The sequence below is a fragment of the Staphylococcus devriesei genome, from assembly GCF_002902625.1.
Classification (GTDB): domain Bacteria; phylum Bacillota; class Bacilli; order Staphylococcales; family Staphylococcaceae; genus Staphylococcus; species Staphylococcus devriesei.
Genome location: NZ_PPRG01000003.1, coordinates 45,568 through 61,094, shown reverse-complemented (window position 1 = coordinate 61,094; position 15,527 = coordinate 45,568). Strand labels below are relative to the sequence as shown.

The following is a 15,527-nucleotide window of genomic DNA, read 5'->3' as shown; positions in this document are numbered from 1 at the left end:
GAAAGGGAACCAACAATACGAAGTATTAATAACAAAGCTCGAAGATTGTATTCTAGAACATCTTCGAGCTTTCGTTATAGTGTAAATTAATGTGATTGGCCAATAGTTAGCTTTTTACCCGGTAGGCTGTGTAATAAATAAGGATCATGCGTAATGATAATTAATTGAAGATCTTTCAATTCTCCTAACATTTGAATAATCATTTCCTCATTAATCACATCTAAATTCGTTGTGGCTTCATCCAAAATGAGAATATCTGGATTAACTAGCAATGCTTTAGCAATCCATAACCGTTGAAATTGACCACCACTTAACGTGCCTACTTTTTTATTCAACAATTCTCTATCTAATTTACATTGAGATAGCACATCATTTAATCTAGTCTCATGCTCATTAGAAGAAATATTAAAGTTCTTCAAGGGTTGTTGTAATGTCCATTTCACCGTTTTTCGAGGATCTAATGTCATCGCATTGTATTGAGGGACATATTGAATACGTTTCATCCACTCATGACGCGATACCTTACCAAGTGTTAAGTCGTTGTAGCTCACAATTCCTTGGTAATTATCATCTAACCCTGCCATGATTTGAGCTAGGGTAGACTTCCCGCTCCCACTTACACCACTAATAATTAAATTTTCATGCTTATTTATTTCTAAATTAAAGTTTTTAAAAATCTCTTTTTCTGAAAATGCCTTATTCAACTGTTTAATCTGCAACATAACGATTTCTCCTATTCGCCAGTTCAATCAATTGTTGTGTAAAGGGATGTTGAGGAGACTCTAAAATCTCTTTAGCTTCTCCACTTTCAATAATTTGTCCATTCTGCATTACGCTAATATGTGTAACGTAATCCATCGCTAAACTTAAGTCATGCGTAATAAACAGAATGGTCATGTTATGTTCACGCACAACATGGTTTAAGAGCCACATTAAACCATTTCGGTTCTCATAGTCTAATGCGCTAGTAGGTTCGTCAGCTATAAGAAATTTCGCTTCACGGACGATAGACATTACTAAAGCAATCCTTTGCGCCATACCTCCACTCAATTGAAAAGGAAAATAATGTAGTAATTCTTGTGGATGTTCTAAACCGAGGTGTGTAAATTGTCGTTTTACGAATTCATGTTGTTCTTTACGTGATGATGTTGAATTTAATGAATCAAATAGCGCGTCAAAGTGCTTATGGATTTTAACATTTTGAAAGAAATTGCTATTAGTATCTTGAAACATGGCATCGGTATTATCTATATCTATTTCAACTTGACCTTCGTAGCGCAATTGAGGTTGACGCATGCCAAGTGCAGTACGTGTTAATAATGATTTACCGCTTCCACTTTCGCCTACTAAGCAATGAAAGCTTCCTTCTAACACTTCTAAATTCACGTTATTTAATAATGTTGCTTCGCCGTCGTAGACTGAGACATTTTCAAAATGAAGTAATGGCGTTAACGAATGTAGCGACGGTTGAGTAGTTGACATATGAGTGCGAAACCTCCTAACAGGACACCTGGGAAGAAGAATAACCATGGTGCAGAATAGAAATAACTTTTGCCATCAAATAAAATGGCACCTAATTCAGGTAACGGTGGCTTAACGCCTAATCCGATGAAGGCTAGGCCGGAAATACTAAGCATGAGTTTACCGAAATCTGCAGTAATCAGCGCCATCACGTTGCTTAATAGGTGTGGAACGATATGATAAATCGTTGTTTGTAATTTTGAAAAGCCACTTAATGATGCGTATTTCACGAAAGGTTGCGTTTTAGCATCGCGTGCCAAGTTTCTAAAGTAACGTAAATAGCGACCGAGCCATCCAATAATCAAAGCGAAACATAAACCGAGCACAGAATTATTCATAAATCCTAATATCACAAGGGCAATAATAATTGCAGGTAAAGCGATTAACATATCAGCTAAAGCCATCAACACAGAATCAAGCCATTTACCGACAAGCGCTGATACTAACCCTAACATAAGACCTAATAACACGGTGCCAACTAAAATTAAAGTAGTTAAACCAAGTGTGACAATGCTGCCTACAAATAGTCGTGTTAAAAAGTCACGTCCTAAGTGATCGGTACCTAGTAAGTGAGTCAGACTAGGTGGTAGTAGCGCTTCGGATTGATGAATAGTGTTCGCTTTATCGTATAACAAATAGGCGAGTAGCGCTAAAATAATTATAATGATCGGCCATATCCAATGTTTAATCTTCATATGTCACACGGCCTCCTGACTTTTTAGACATTCTTAGACGAGGGTCACTTTTTTCAAGTAATAAGTCGCCGAAGAAATTTAATATCATAATCATTAAAATAATCATCATTAGTATCCCTTGGATTAGTGGATAATCACGTAAATTGATACCATTAATTAATAATTTTCCTAAACCAGAAATACTGAAGATGACTTCGAGAATAATGATACGGCTAAATAAATGGATAAAATTATTAATGGTAATTGTTAATAATGGCGCTAATATTTCTTTTAGTTGAACGTAAATCCGATCCTTTAACTTGAAATGGCGCAATTGAGCTAATTGATATGGTTGGCTATGAAGTGTCTGTTCAAAAAGATGACTGCTCAATAACACCATATGACTGCCTTCAACTAACACTAAAATAGTGATAGGAAGAACGAAGTACTGCCAACTATTACTACCTACAAACGGAAAGAGATGCCATTTAACACCAAAGTAGTAAATAAAGATAATCGCTAACCAATACTCAGGCAATGATGTAATGATTTGAGATACGCGCGTAGTAATGATTGCCCACTTTTTACGCGGATGGTTCCCGCAAAGATAACCAATAATATAACCTAGAGGGAACAAGATAATGGCTGAACCTATAATAAGTTTAAGTGTTGGAACAATAGCCTGAGTAATGCGGTCAGTCACAGGTTCACCATTACTAAAACTTGTTCCCAAATCCCCAGTCAAAGCATGGCCTAGCCACTGGACGTAACGAATAGGCATAGCTTGACTTAGGCCTAACTTATCTTGTGCCATTTTAATGCGTTCAGGCGTAATTTGTGCGACGCCATGTTCTTGTAAGTACTGAATGGCCGGGTTGCCGGTAGTATTTTCCAATAGTACAAATAGAATAAATGAAATGACAACTAAATAAATAATTAACTTAATGAAATGTTTTACGATACTAATCATGATTTGACACCTTCAATTTATCGAAGTTTATCGGTGCGTCCGTCTGTCCTGAAAATTGGAAATGCTTAATCTTCGGACTTGTCACAAACGTTTCGTCGGGATAAGAAATAGGGACGACTAAGTATTGACTATCGATATAATTGGATAGTCTATCGAACGCTTGTTGACGCTGATTCATATTTATAATAGATGAGAATTCTTTAATCATGCTGGTTAATTTCGCGTCATCCGCAAAAGCGCCGGGTTGTTGATCAGCCTGTTTGAAGCGCGCATTGAGGAAATTATACGGCATTAAAGCGTTGGTATAAGTACGATAGTAAATAAGATCAAAGTCCTTACGTACCGTTAAAGTTTCATAGTACGTTTGGGCGTCTAACACGTTAATATCTAACTTAATACCTATATTTTTCAATGCTTGTTGCATAATTACGGCTTTCGTTTTCCATTCTGGGAACTCATCTGTTTGAAGTGCCAATTTTAAGGAAAGCACCTTGCCATCCTTTTCAAAATAGCCATTCGAATTCTTCTTGTAACCTAATTCTTTAATCAATTTCTCTGATTCCTTAGGCGCGTATCGATGATTGTGTTGATTGTCAGAATTAACATATTGTACACCGCTTTGGAATAAACCCTTCAACTTCTTATTTGAAGAAAGTTCATTTGTATCAATTGCCTTGCTAATAGCTTCACGCATTTTTTTATCTTGTAGTACTTTGTGTTGAGGATTAAAGCCCATAAATTGTGTTTCAGTACTTGGATACTTATGTACTTTTAAATTCTCGCTACGTTGAGATTCTTTAACCTGTTGTGGCGTCATTTGACCTAACGCGCCACCTGTAATATCAATCGAGTTACTTTCTATAGCGAGATGACGTGAATCACTATCTTCAATTGACTGGAAGGTTAAATTGTAGTCCAAAGGGTGGCCGTTTCGATAATATTTATTCGGTTTAAATGTTACAGTTTCATTTGTTGACTCAGCGACTTTAAATGGTCCTGTACCAATTGCTTTCTCGAACTTGCCTGTTGTTTTTTCATCTTTAACCGCATGGGGGCTCATGATTCGAAGCGGTCTGATTTGTGTTAATTCTGGTAAGACTTGGTTGGAGGGTTCTTTCAATTTAATCTCGATTGTATATTTGTCCTTCACTGTCACAGATTGTAACTTGTCTAACGTTTCCATAGGGTCTGTCGTATCTGTAGCCTTCGCTCTTTCTATTGAAAATTTGACCGCCGACGCGTCAAATTGAGATCCATCATTAAATTTCACATCGTGCTTAAGATGGAATATGTAATCTTTACCATCATTTGAAGCATCCCATGATGTTGCGAGACCAGGCTCAATCTTGCCATTCTTACCATACTTTACAAGAGATTGATATACTGCGCTATACACTGGCATAGGGGCATCGAAGCCTTGAGCATCAAGCTGCTTAGGATTAAATTCACGAGGTAATGACACCTTAACTTCTTTATCATTATCATGGTGATGTGGAGCACAACCGCTTAAAATCAGCGTAGCGCACATGGTAAGGGTAGATAACATGCGCTTATTCAATATTTTACCTTCTTTCAATTGTGTTAATGTATATATTTAGAATTAAATTTGTATTCAAAATATATAAATATATCAATAGGCATTATTATATAATACACCTTTTTTAGGTATTATTAAAATTTAGCGAGATAGATTTTTTTCACTTTAAGGGCGACAATATATCATTTAATATAATCTATCCTTAACCGTTGTACATATTTTTAGTAGAAGTTAAAATCTACTTTTAGTGTGTTTGGCCTAGTGCTACTTTAATATCTTTTTCATATGAAATAGCTTTGATAGCAGCAGTAAGTCCTTTAGTCATCGTTTCAATAGACATAGAAGGTGTCTCTGGTTTAGTAGTCACTTGTTCTGGAATAAAAGGTACATGAATAAAGCCAAATAGTAAGTTAGGGTAGGAATGTTCGGCTAAATAACCTAATTGATAGAGGATGTGGTTACATACAAAGGTGCCGGCTGTATTAGATAGACTTGCAGGGAAGCCAACTTGTTTAATAGCTTCAGTCATCTTTTTAACAGGCATATTTGAAAAGTAGGCAGGCGCACCATTTGGTTGAATAGGGGTGTCAATTGGCTGTTGCCCCTTATTGTCAGGAATACGTGCGTCATCGATATTAATGCCTACACGTTCAGGTGTTAATGCACTTCGACCACCAGCTTGTCCAACCGCTAACACAGCATCATAGTTTCCTTGAGCTAATGTGGTATTAATTGTTTCTATTGAATCGTGAAATACTGTAGGAATCTCTAACTTCGTAATCTCATGTTCACCGATTGAATCTTCTAATCGTTTCACTGCCTCTAACGCCGGATTAATAGATTCCCCACCAAATGGTTCAAACGCCGTAACTAATATCTTCATAAATTACATCCTCCTTACTATTATATGTTTAGCTTAAATAGATAATTATATGTTAGTAATTTTTCATCTTATATCATTTATATCATGATTATAAAACTCTGACTTAGTTTATTTTTTAATTTGTTGATATTTAAGTGTAAAAAACTTTCTCGAACCCTAGAATTGTATAGTACTTCTCTTTATCACGTGATATAATAATCTGAGTTAATTGAGAATTATTCTCAATAATAAATATTATATTTCTTGATAAGGGAGTGTAGGTGTGATGTCACATCAGAATAAATTTGACTGGAATTTAGTCATTGCAACAAGCTTTGCAGTGTTAACATATTGGTTGTTCGCACAATCATTTATCAATATAGGCTTAAGTGTCCAAAAAACATTTGGCGCCACTGATTCAACATTGAATCTATCCATTAGCTTAGTTTCATTTGTTACAGGTATCTTCATGGTTGGTGCAGGAGATATTGCAGATAAAGTAGGTAACCTCAAGATGACCATTATTGGGCTAGTACTAAGTATTATTGGTTGTCTAAGTTTAATTCTTGTACCAGCTACACCATTCCTAGTAATTGGTCGTATCTTCCAAGGCTTCTCAGTAGCAATTTTATTACCATCCACTATCGGTCTCGTATCTGATAAATTCGAAGGTCAGAATTTACGTAAAGCCTATAGTTTTATGATGATAGCTACAGTAGGCGGAATCGGTTTTTCTTCATATGTGGGCGGTATAATTTCTAGTCTTTGGAGTTGGCAATTCATCTTTGCATGCTCCATTATTTTATCCGTGATTGCTATTCTTATCCTAAGCCGTAAGAAAGAAACACCTCGCGCAGAACGTGATCATCAACCGTTCGATTATATTGGGATGCTCATCTTCGGTATCTTCATCGCTTGCGTTATGCTACTCATGACCCAAGGTTTCACGTACGGTTGGACAAGTAACTTCTCATTAACAGTAGCAGGTCTCGGTCTTATAGCATTAACGATTTTTTATCTTTTTGAAAAAGGCAGAACCACACCATTTATCGATTTTTCAATAGTAAAAAATCGAGAATTTCTAGGTTCAACATTAAATAACTTCGTAGTAAATACAGGTGTAGGTACAACTGTCGTCTTCAATGGTTATGCGCAAAAACAATTTGGCATGAGTGAAGCACAAACAGGTCTGGTCACTGTGCCGTACGTCTTCATGGCTATTGCTATGGTACGTTTAGGTGAAAAAGCCATTCAACGTTATGGTGGGAAAAGTATGTTAATTGCTGGTCCACTATTCCCGGCAATTGGTATTATGTTAATCAGTTTAACGTTCTTAACGCCAAGTTGGTATGTGGGCCTAGTTACATTTGCATTTGTAATATGTGCGATTGGTAATGGTTTAGTAGCGACACCTGGTTTAACGATTGCGGTATTTAACATGCCAGAAGAGAAAGTAAGCTTTGCGACTGGTTTATACAAAATGGGGGCTACACTTGGTGGCGCGTTCGGTATTGCCTTGAATACGACCATCTTTACGGTATGACAACAAATTTATCCGGTAGAAATAGCGGCGATGATTTCATTCTTTATCGGAGCCGTTATTATGATACTTGGTGTTACCTCTGCCTTTATTCTAATACCAAAAAACGTAAAAGCTTAAATGTGATAAATTTATATAAATGAAAGAGAGAGCGGGACAGAAATCTAATGTAATTTCAAAGATTTCGTTGTCCCGCCCCGGCAAGTTTGACTAAAAATGAAGAAAGCGATGTTCGAGCGCATCTTCATTTCAGACAACTACTGCCATAACTAAAGGCTGAACCACTTTTTTATATTAATGGCTCAGCCTCTTGTTTTGTAGTGATAGTTGAATTCTTAAAATCTATTTTACTTGTTCTGTGGCAATGCCTTGTGGAATAGGCTCAAATATTACTAAATCATCACTATTCAATAAGTCCTCTGTTAGCTGTAACTGGGCGATACGGTTAGAATTATAATAACTCACATAAACTGTTCGGTTAGTAAGATTGAATACTGTTTGATACAACGTGTAATGGAACTCATTTTCAGAAGGGCGCACGGCACCTTTAGGAATACTGACGCTATCAAGAATTCTGAAGGCATCTAGTACGGCATCATCGCCATCGTCGGGCAACATATTATTAATAAGGTATGCCGCTCTAACAAAGCGTTCACCAGACGTGTAACCTCCAGGCAGACCGAATGTGCCACCTTCATTACCTAAAGATTTAAGTTCGATGCCATTAAAGGTCTTACTTTGTGGTTTATACGGTGTAACGTTAACGTAATTTTTTAAATTCTCGTAGTGCCAGTTTAAATCGGGGTTATTGGTAAGTACGCCGACTGGATTGTCATGTACGACAATACGTCCTTCGACAAATGTAATTTCTGCCGTACGACCCGTTTTATCGGATACGTGGAAATGAAGCGGTGGCGCTTCGTTAATATCGTTTAATGTATGACCAACAACGTTGACTTGTGGTGCGTTATTGATAAGTTCATCGATAGTTTTATTGTAGCCAAGCGCCCATGTAAGCACTTCGGTTTGAGAAATATTGATATAACCTTCGCGAATTTCTGTCGCATAGGAAGCATAATCGCGGTCATACTGGTTGGAAATAGCGAGCCCATGTTCATTGACGCCATCGCCAAAGATGAACCCTTCCATATCAGAACCGGCGCCTGTGAAACCGTATTTAGTCGTCCCTTTATAATCGACACGGGATTCCCAATAGAAGTTGCGTGGTTGCACGGCGAGATGACCGGTAAGCGGGTAGTCATAATCCATTGTACGACCTAAGATGATGTCGCTATTTTTTGCTTGAAAAGTAAAGCCCGTACACATATTAATCAACTCCGTTTATTTTATAATTGATAACTATTATCAATTATAAAATTTGCATTTAGATATTTCAATTCATAGTGATTGCGAGAAATAAAAAGAGAGGGCAGAAATTAGTAGAATTTCTGTCCCTCTCCTATAATTATGCGTGTGCGTGTTCAGGCACGTCTTTGAAATTTTCTAGACGACGATTCCATTCTTCATCGCTAATATTATGTTTAGCAACATAACGGTTACGCTCATGTTTAGCGCAGTCATATGAACATGCGCCAAGATATTTTTCTTCATTTTCTTCAGATACTAAGATTTGTTTGTTGCATTCAGGGTTTGCACAGTTAATATAACGTTCGCAAGGCGTGCCATCGAAATGTTCTTTACCGATAACTGTTTTCTCTACTTGGTTAACGTCAACGCTAATACGTTCGTCAAATACGTACATTTTACCGTCCCAGTATTCGCCTTTAGTTTCTGGATCTTTACCATACGTTGCGATACCACCGTGTAATTGACCTACATTTTCGAAACCTTCTTTAACTAACCAGCCAGAGAATTTTTCGCAACGGATACCACCTGTACAATATGTTACGATGTTTTTACCTTCTAATTGGTCTTTATTTTCGCGAATCCAATCTGGTAAATCTCTGAAACGAGTAATGTCAGGACGAATTGCACCACGGAAGTGGCCAAGGTCAAACTCATAGTCGTTACGTGCATCGACGATGACTGTATCATCGTCTTCTAAAGCTTTTTTAAATTCGCTAGGTGAATAATATTTACCTGTTGTTTCGCGAGGATCGATATCATCTTCAAGACCTAAAGCGACGATTTCATTTCTTGGACGAACGTGCATTTTTTTGAAAGCGTGACCTTCAGCTTCATCAATCTTGAAAGTCATATCTGCGAAACGCTCATCTGCATGCATATGTTCAATGTATTTATCTGTATCTTCTTTAGTACCTGATAATGTACCATTGATGCCTTCAGTAGAAACTAAGATTCTACCTTTTAAATTGTTTGCTTTACAGAATTCTAAGTGCTCAGATGCGAATGTTTCAGGGTCATCAATTGTAGTATATTTATAATATAATAATACTCTATAATCCATTTTCTGATTCTCCTCTAAAAATTTTAATTTATCATAAGGGCAAGCCGTGTAATGTGTATAAATATTAAATCATTACTTTTTTACAAAATTCAACATTATATAATTTTACCAAAATTACAGTAACTTTCAATATTTTGATTTACAAATATTGCCATAGAGCAAAAGAAATATGCTTTATTCTTCTTGAAAACGATTACATATAGTAAGATAAGAATTAAGTACAGCTTTAAAATATAATAGCTTATGATAATACTTTTCAAAAAGAGAAGGAGTGTTAAGAATGACTAATCATTCATTACCTAGATTAACTTATACTGGGACATCTAATAGTGCAGTACCAATTATCTCTGAAAGTGAGTTACAAACAGTGACGGCAGAACCTTGGTTAAAGGTTTCGGATGAAGGACTTCAATTAGAAGGATTAATCTTTGATAGATATCATAACCTATTTTTATGTGAAGTATTTGGAGGCAAAATTTTGAAAGTAGACCTACCATCTAAAGAGGTAACTACGGCTTTTCAATCTACTAAGCAAAATCCTGCTGCAGTGAAAATACATAAAGATGGCCGTTTATTTACATGTTATTTAGGCGACTTTGAGTCAACTGGTGGTATTTTTGCGACTGATGAACACGGTGAACACTTCGAGGAAATTATTTCAGAATTAAATACAGACTATTGTATAGATGATATGGTCTTTGATAGTAAAGGCGGATTCTATTTTACTGATTTTAGAGGTTATTCTACTCAACCTAAAGGTGGCGTGTATTATGTTTCACCTGACTTTAAGACAGTAACACCTGTCATTCAAAACATTTCAGTAGCGAATGGTGTAGCGTTAAGTACGGATGAAACGGTGTTATGGGTGACTGAAACTACAACAAATCGTCTTCACCGTATTCAATTAGAAGATGATGGTGTAACGATTGCGCCATTTGGGGCGACGATTCCGTATTACTTTACCGGTCACGAAGGTCCAGACTCATGTTGTATCGATAGCGATGATAATCTATATGTCGCTATGTATGGACAAGGCCGTGTATTAGTATTTAATAAACGTGGTTATCCAATTGGTCAGATTTTAATGCCAGGTAGAGATGAAGGTAAAATGTTACGTTCAACACACCCTCAATTTATCCCTGGTACAAACCAATTACTTATTTGTACGAATGATATTGAGAACGACTCAGAAGGTGGTTCAATGATTTATACAGTAGAAGGCTTTGCGAAAGGCCATGAAAGTTATCAGTTCAAATAAGTGAAAGCATGAAAATAAGCACCATAGTATAAAAATGTCTTTTGGAGTTATTTTGTACTATGGGGCTACTTTTTGTAAGCATCATTGCTCCTGTCATATCAGGATGTATTATTACGGCTTTTAAGTATTGGCTAGAGAACCGTAATAAGTAACTAGCGACAGTATCTAGCTCACCTAATAAACCCCTTACTGTCCCAGCAGTAAGGGGTTTGGTGTTGTGTTGGAGCTACTTTATGAGGATATTATATCACTATGAGTTACTTATTGCAATATTTATTGGAGTATCTCACTTTTCAATATATCTGTAATTCTCCTATGCAATATTTACATATCTTGTGAAACTTACGTTAATATCCAGTATACTAAAAATGAATAAGTATAAATTAATAATGATAAGAAAGGTGTATAAAATGAAAGACAGTTGGACGAAACATAAACAAGATAGTCTTGTGGCATCGTTTTATGATGTACAAACACCTGAGTTTCAGGCACAAGGTTTTGAAACTGAATTAGCATTTGGTACAGCAGGGATACGTGGACAGTTTGGCTTAGGTCCAGGTCGTTTAAATCGCTATACAGTCCAACGCCTAGCACTAGGTATTGCCAATTATTTACAAGACAAAGAGGAGCATCCTTCAATTGTCATTCATTATGATATCCGTCATCTCTCATCAGAATTCGCCGAAATCATCACTCGAATTTTAGCGTCTAAAGATATTAAGGTTTACTTGGCAGATACATATCAAACGACACCACAACTGTCACATACGGTGAGATACTTAAAAACTTCTGCTGGTATTATGATTACGGCAAGTCACAACCCTAAAGATTATAATGGCATTAAAGTTTATGGATCAGACGGGGCACAATTAGATGAACAGGCCTCGCTTGAAGTAGCTGACTATATTGAACAATTGGGTGACCCACTTGCCCTAACTATTGAATTAGATGAAAGACGTATTCAAAAGAACCGTCACATTGTAGCTGATGACGTGTATCAAGATTACATATCTCATGTAAAACGCCTTGTGGGTGCTATTCCACAATCAGAGTTAAAGGTAGTATATACCAGTTTACATGGCACAGGAGTGCCGATTATTCCTGATGTGCTACAGCATCTTCATTTTCAAAACTTTAAGTTAGTTGAAGCACAGTGTAAGGTGGACCCTAACTTTAGTTCAGTGAAAAGTGCGAATCCTGAAGAACGTGACGCCTTTGACTTAGCAATTCAACAAGCACCAGAGACTAAAGCTGATCTCATTATTGCGACGGATCCGGACGTGGATCGCATGGGCTTTATAGAAAGAGATAGTGAGGGAAACACGTATTACTTTGGTGGTAGTGAAATTGGTGCACTACTTATCAAATATCTTCTTGAATACACTGACGTCTCCAATGATGCCGTCGTTTTACAATCTATTGTAAGTGGTGAATTAGGTAAACGCTTGGCACGAAAACATGGTGTAAGTGTGCGGGAAGTCTTAATTGGCTTTAAACATATTGCGAAAGCTATTCGTGAGTTTGATACAAAAGAATCATTACTCTTTGCCTACGAAGAAAGTTATGGTTACTTGGCAGATGATTTCGTGCGCGATAAAGATGCCGTCCAAATCGTACCACTCATTATTAAATATGCCTCTATTTTGAAAAATGATGGCAAAACACTTCTCGATGCATTAAATGAAATCTATGACGAGGTAGGAGAGTATCGGGATAAACCGACTTCCAAAGTATTTGAAGGTCAAGCTGGTCAGCAACATATTGCTGATATTATGACGAAAGTACGTCAAAACGTGCCGGATACTATTGCAGGACTTGAGGTCGTGGCAGTAGAAGACTATCAGATACAACAAACGTTAAACAAACAAACCCAATCAGTTGAGGCAATCACATTACCACAAGCCGATGTCATCCGAATTATCTTTAATGAAGGATTTATTGCACTAAGACCATCAGGGACAGAACCTAAAATTAAATTCTATATTTCCTTATGCGTAGATAACTTTGAACAAGTTACACAAGATATTTACGATTATATATTTAATGAAGAAGAATAAAAAAAGCACTTTATAAGTAGGCGCAATTGCCCAAACTTATAAAGTGCTTTTCTATATCAATTAATATTTACGCAAGAAATCTAGTTGACGGTCATATAGCTGTTGAGCAATAAATGCTTGTACAGTATGAAGAATCTCTTCAATTTCCTGGGTCATATTTGATAACACACGTACCGTAAAACCATGTGTCGGTAGCTGAGTAATACCGATACGACAATCATAAGTCTTCGTATAATCCTTAATTTTGTCATAGACTGTATCGATTAACTTTTGCGTCACGTCAGGATGGATACAGTAAGCAGAACCTAAGTGTGTATAGTTCTCCATATAACCGATTGACGTTATCTCCGTTTCGCTTGGATGCATACGTAAGTTATCATATGTCACTAATTCCCCGTCTACGTATATCTCATTGATTAAATGCATATAGTTATATGTGAAATTCTCATCTTTCATCGAATATCCAGGTGTTAGGATATCTGTATAAAACATGGATGCGCTAGCGTCTAAATTAAATACGTTGTGTTGGAAGAATTTTGCATTTTCATACGCGATAATAGGATCGCCTACATATTCCATATAACCATCTTTAGCAATATTAAAGGTCTGGTATTGCTCCACACGATCGTTTAATGTCTTGTAAATCTTTGTAGCACCTTGTGAAGTTAAGGTGACTGAAGCTGCTTCTTCTACATTAATATTCATATTATAACGGTCGCCGTCTAAATAACCGCCACCCACATTTACGATATAGAACGTTGGAATCGTCGAATTATTTAAATAAACTGGACGGATAACTTTCAGGGCCTTTTCAAAGAAGATATCACGCGCAACTGAACGCTTACCATTATTGAAAACAGTGAGATTGAGCTGGCCTGTCCAAGGTTGTGTAGCGCCTTGAGTTGTTTCTTTAGCCATTAAGACAATCCTTTAAGTAATACATCACGTTCTATCCATTCGATAACGTTATCTAAACCATCATCAGTTTTAAGGTTAGTGAATGTGAATGGACGGTCGCCACGGAATGTCTTCGTATCTTCAGCCATTTGGTCTAATGAGGCACCAACAAATTCTGCTAAGTCTGTTTTATTAATTACAAAGTAATCAGATTTAATCATACCTTGTCCACCTTTACGTGGAATCTTTTCACCTTGTGCTACGTCGATAATATAAATTGAGAAATCAACGAGTTCTGGACTGAATGTTGCAGCTAAGTTATCGCCACCTGATTCGATAAAGATAAGTTCGATATCGTCATTGCGTTCTAATAACTCATCAATCGCCGCGAAGTTCATTGATGCGTCTTCACGGATGGCTGTATGAGGGCAACCACCAGTTTCCACACCGATAATTCTATCCTCATCTAATACGCCTGTATTAACTAAGATTTTTTGGTCTTCTTTCGTATAAATATCGTTTGTAATAACTCCGATACTTAAATCTTTAGACAGACGGCGCACTAATTTTTCAACTAATTGTGTTTTACCTGCACCAACAGGACCGCCTACACCAATTTTGATTGGATTTGCCATAATATACCTCCTATGAAATAAAGATTCTCACATTAACATTCTCATGTTCCATCTGGTTAAGCTCTAATCCTGGAGCCGTCATACCAAAGTCTTCCTCTTTTAATGTGAAAATGTGTTGACGTGTACGTTCAATGTACGGAATCATTTCCGTCACGACTTGTTGACCAGTGGTTTGGCCAAGTGGAATTGCACGTACCGCGTTTTGCGTTAAGCTTGAAACATTCTGATAGAGATAATAATCAATAATCGTTTCTATATCAACGCCTAAATAATGTCCTAACATGGTAAAACAAATGGCTGGATGTAACTTAGCACGCTTGTTAGTCATTTGCGTATGATACCAAGTAATCCATTCGCTATCATAAAGTTCCATTGCAAGTTTCGCCATGCGAGTACCCATTTGTTTCGTACCTACACGTGTTTCGCGTGGTAAATTCTGTACGAAGATTAAGCGATCAAGGTGCAATATCTTGTCTTCATCCTCGTTATCTAAAGCTTCATATACTAAACGCATGACTAGACCATCAGAGTACGTTAATTGTTCATTTAGGAAAAGTTGAAGCCATTCCTTAAATGATGAGGCATCATGAACGGCATCATGTTGAATATACGTTTCAAGACCGAACGAATGACTAAATGCGCCGGTTGGGAATTGTGAATCACAGAACTGAAATAGTCTTAAATTTGAATGATTAATCATGTGAATGGCCGATATGTCTAAAGGCTTTATTGACTTTGCGATCTTCATGACTATAAGGAATACTTAATGTTTTAAGTAGGTCCTCTACTAAATAGTCATATTGGACTAACATTTCAGTTTCTGTAAATTGCGCTGGTAAGTGACGATTACCTAATTGATGGGCAATGTCTCCCATTTCTTGTAATGTACGTGGTTTAATAACGAGTAAATCTTCAGAGTTTACATCAACTACAATCATATTAGTGTCATCTTGATATAAAATATCTCCATATTGTAAGTCGATAGGTTGTTTTAAACGGATGCCGATTTCATTGCCGTGATCTGTTGTGACACGTTGAATACGTTTAACTAAATCTGAATTCTCTAAGTAAACTTTTTCGACATGTTTATTTTTCTCTTCGGCAGATAGGTTGGCGATGTTGCCTTGAACTTCTTCTATAATCATTGA

The 15,527-nt window shown here is 36.8% G+C and carries 15 protein-coding genes and 1 pseudogene; 4 read left to right on the top strand and 12 right to left on the bottom strand.

Annotated features, from left to right (window positions below; genetic code table 11):
- Window positions 1-86: 86 nt before the first annotated feature.
- From CD147_RS00800 to pcp, 6 genes are all read right to left on the bottom strand, one after another.
- Window positions 87-722, bottom strand: coding sequence for an ABC transporter ATP-binding protein (locus CD147_RS00800; protein WP_103165560.1), 636 nt, complete (start codon window positions 720-722; stop codon window positions 87-89).
- A complete protein-coding gene (locus tag CD147_RS00795; RefSeq protein WP_103165559.1) occupies window positions 709-1,482 on the bottom strand; it encodes an ATP-binding cassette domain-containing protein in 774 nt (257 codons plus the stop codon). Before CD147_RS00795 ends, CD147_RS00800 begins: the two co-directional genes overlap by 14 nt.
- A complete protein-coding gene (locus CD147_RS00790) occupies window positions 1,449-2,216 on the bottom strand; it encodes an ABC transporter permease (protein ID WP_103165558.1) in 768 nt (255 codons plus the stop codon). Before CD147_RS00790 ends, CD147_RS00795 begins: the two co-directional genes overlap by 34 nt.
- Window positions 2,206-3,165, bottom strand: a complete 960-nt coding sequence (locus CD147_RS00785) for an ABC transporter permease (protein ID WP_103165557.1) — start codon at window positions 3,163-3,165, stop codon at window positions 2,206-2,208. The genes CD147_RS00790 and CD147_RS00785 overlap by 11 nt, the downstream gene beginning before the upstream one ends.
- Window positions 3,158-4,723 carry an ABC transporter substrate-binding protein gene (locus CD147_RS00780; protein WP_103165556.1) on the bottom strand — a complete coding sequence of 522 codons (1,566 nt, stop codon included), beginning with the start codon at window positions 4,721-4,723 and terminating at the stop codon, window positions 3,158-3,160. Before CD147_RS00780 ends, CD147_RS00785 begins: the two co-directional genes overlap by 8 nt.
- A 223-nt stretch (window positions 4,724-4,946) precedes the next feature.
- The gene (gene pcp, locus CD147_RS00775; protein WP_103165555.1) at window positions 4,947-5,585 is read right to left on the bottom strand and encodes a pyroglutamyl-peptidase I; all 639 of its coding nucleotides are present in this window, start codon (window positions 5,583-5,585) and stop codon (window positions 4,947-4,949) included.
- Window positions 5,586-5,850: 265 nt separating this feature from the next.
- Here pcp and CD147_RS00770 point away from each other — a divergent pair.
- Window positions 5,851-7,224: pseudogene (locus CD147_RS00770) on the top strand (MFS transporter).
- Window positions 7,225-7,446: 222 nt separating this feature from the next.
- On the opposite strand, the gene CD147_RS00765 reads toward CD147_RS00770, so the two are convergent.
- Both CD147_RS00765 and trhO read right to left on the bottom strand, forming a co-directional pair.
- The gene (locus CD147_RS00765; protein ID WP_103165554.1) at window positions 7,447-8,430 is read right to left on the bottom strand and encodes a choloylglycine hydrolase family protein; all 984 of its coding nucleotides are present in this window, start codon (window positions 8,428-8,430) and stop codon (window positions 7,447-7,449) included.
- A 139-nt stretch (window positions 8,431-8,569) separates the two neighbouring features.
- Entirely contained in the window at window positions 8,570-9,532 is a 963-nt protein-coding gene (gene trhO / locus CD147_RS00760) for an oxygen-dependent tRNA uridine(34) hydroxylase TrhO (protein ID WP_103165553.1), read from the bottom strand.
- A gap of 280 nt (window positions 9,533-9,812) precedes the next feature.
- Between trhO and CD147_RS00755 the strand changes: the two genes are divergently transcribed.
- From CD147_RS00755 to CD147_RS00750, 3 genes are all read left to right on the top strand, one after another.
- A complete protein-coding gene (locus tag CD147_RS00755) occupies window positions 9,813-10,790 on the top strand; it encodes an SMP-30/gluconolactonase/LRE family protein (RefSeq protein WP_103165552.1) in 978 nt (325 codons plus the stop codon).
- Between the two features lie 59 nt (window positions 10,791-10,849).
- A complete protein-coding gene (locus tag CD147_RS11965; RefSeq protein ID WP_107505585.1) occupies window positions 10,850-10,942 on the top strand; it encodes a type I toxin-antitoxin system Fst family toxin in 93 nt (30 codons plus the stop codon).
- Between the two features lie 258 nt (window positions 10,943-11,200).
- Entirely contained in the window at window positions 11,201-12,847 is a 1,647-nt protein-coding gene (locus CD147_RS00750; protein ID WP_103165551.1) for a phospho-sugar mutase, read from the top strand.
- Between the two features lie 60 nt (window positions 12,848-12,907).
- Here CD147_RS00750 and CD147_RS00745 read toward each other — a convergent pair whose 3' ends face one another.
- The 4 genes from CD147_RS00745 to ureE are packed head-to-tail and all read right to left on the bottom strand — an operon-like array spanning window position 12,908 to window position 15,524.
- On the bottom strand, window positions 12,908-13,765 hold the full coding sequence (locus tag CD147_RS00745) for an urease accessory protein UreD (RefSeq protein ID WP_103165550.1): 858 nt from the start codon (window positions 13,763-13,765) through the stop codon (window positions 12,908-12,910).
- Window positions 13,765-14,379, bottom strand: a complete 615-nt coding sequence (ureG, locus tag CD147_RS00740) for an urease accessory protein UreG (RefSeq protein ID WP_103165549.1) — start codon at window positions 14,377-14,379, stop codon at window positions 13,765-13,767. The genes CD147_RS00745 and ureG overlap by 1 nt, the downstream gene beginning before the upstream one ends.
- 10 nt (window positions 14,380-14,389) lie before the next feature.
- On the bottom strand, window positions 14,390-15,079 hold the full coding sequence (locus CD147_RS00735; protein WP_103165548.1) for an urease accessory protein UreF: 690 nt from the start codon (window positions 15,077-15,079) through the stop codon (window positions 14,390-14,392).
- On the bottom strand, window positions 15,072-15,524 hold the full coding sequence (gene ureE / locus CD147_RS00730; RefSeq protein ID WP_103165547.1) for an urease accessory protein UreE: 453 nt from the start codon (window positions 15,522-15,524) through the stop codon (window positions 15,072-15,074). Before ureE ends, CD147_RS00735 begins: the two co-directional genes overlap by 8 nt.
- Window positions 15,525-15,527 lie beyond the last annotated feature (3 nt).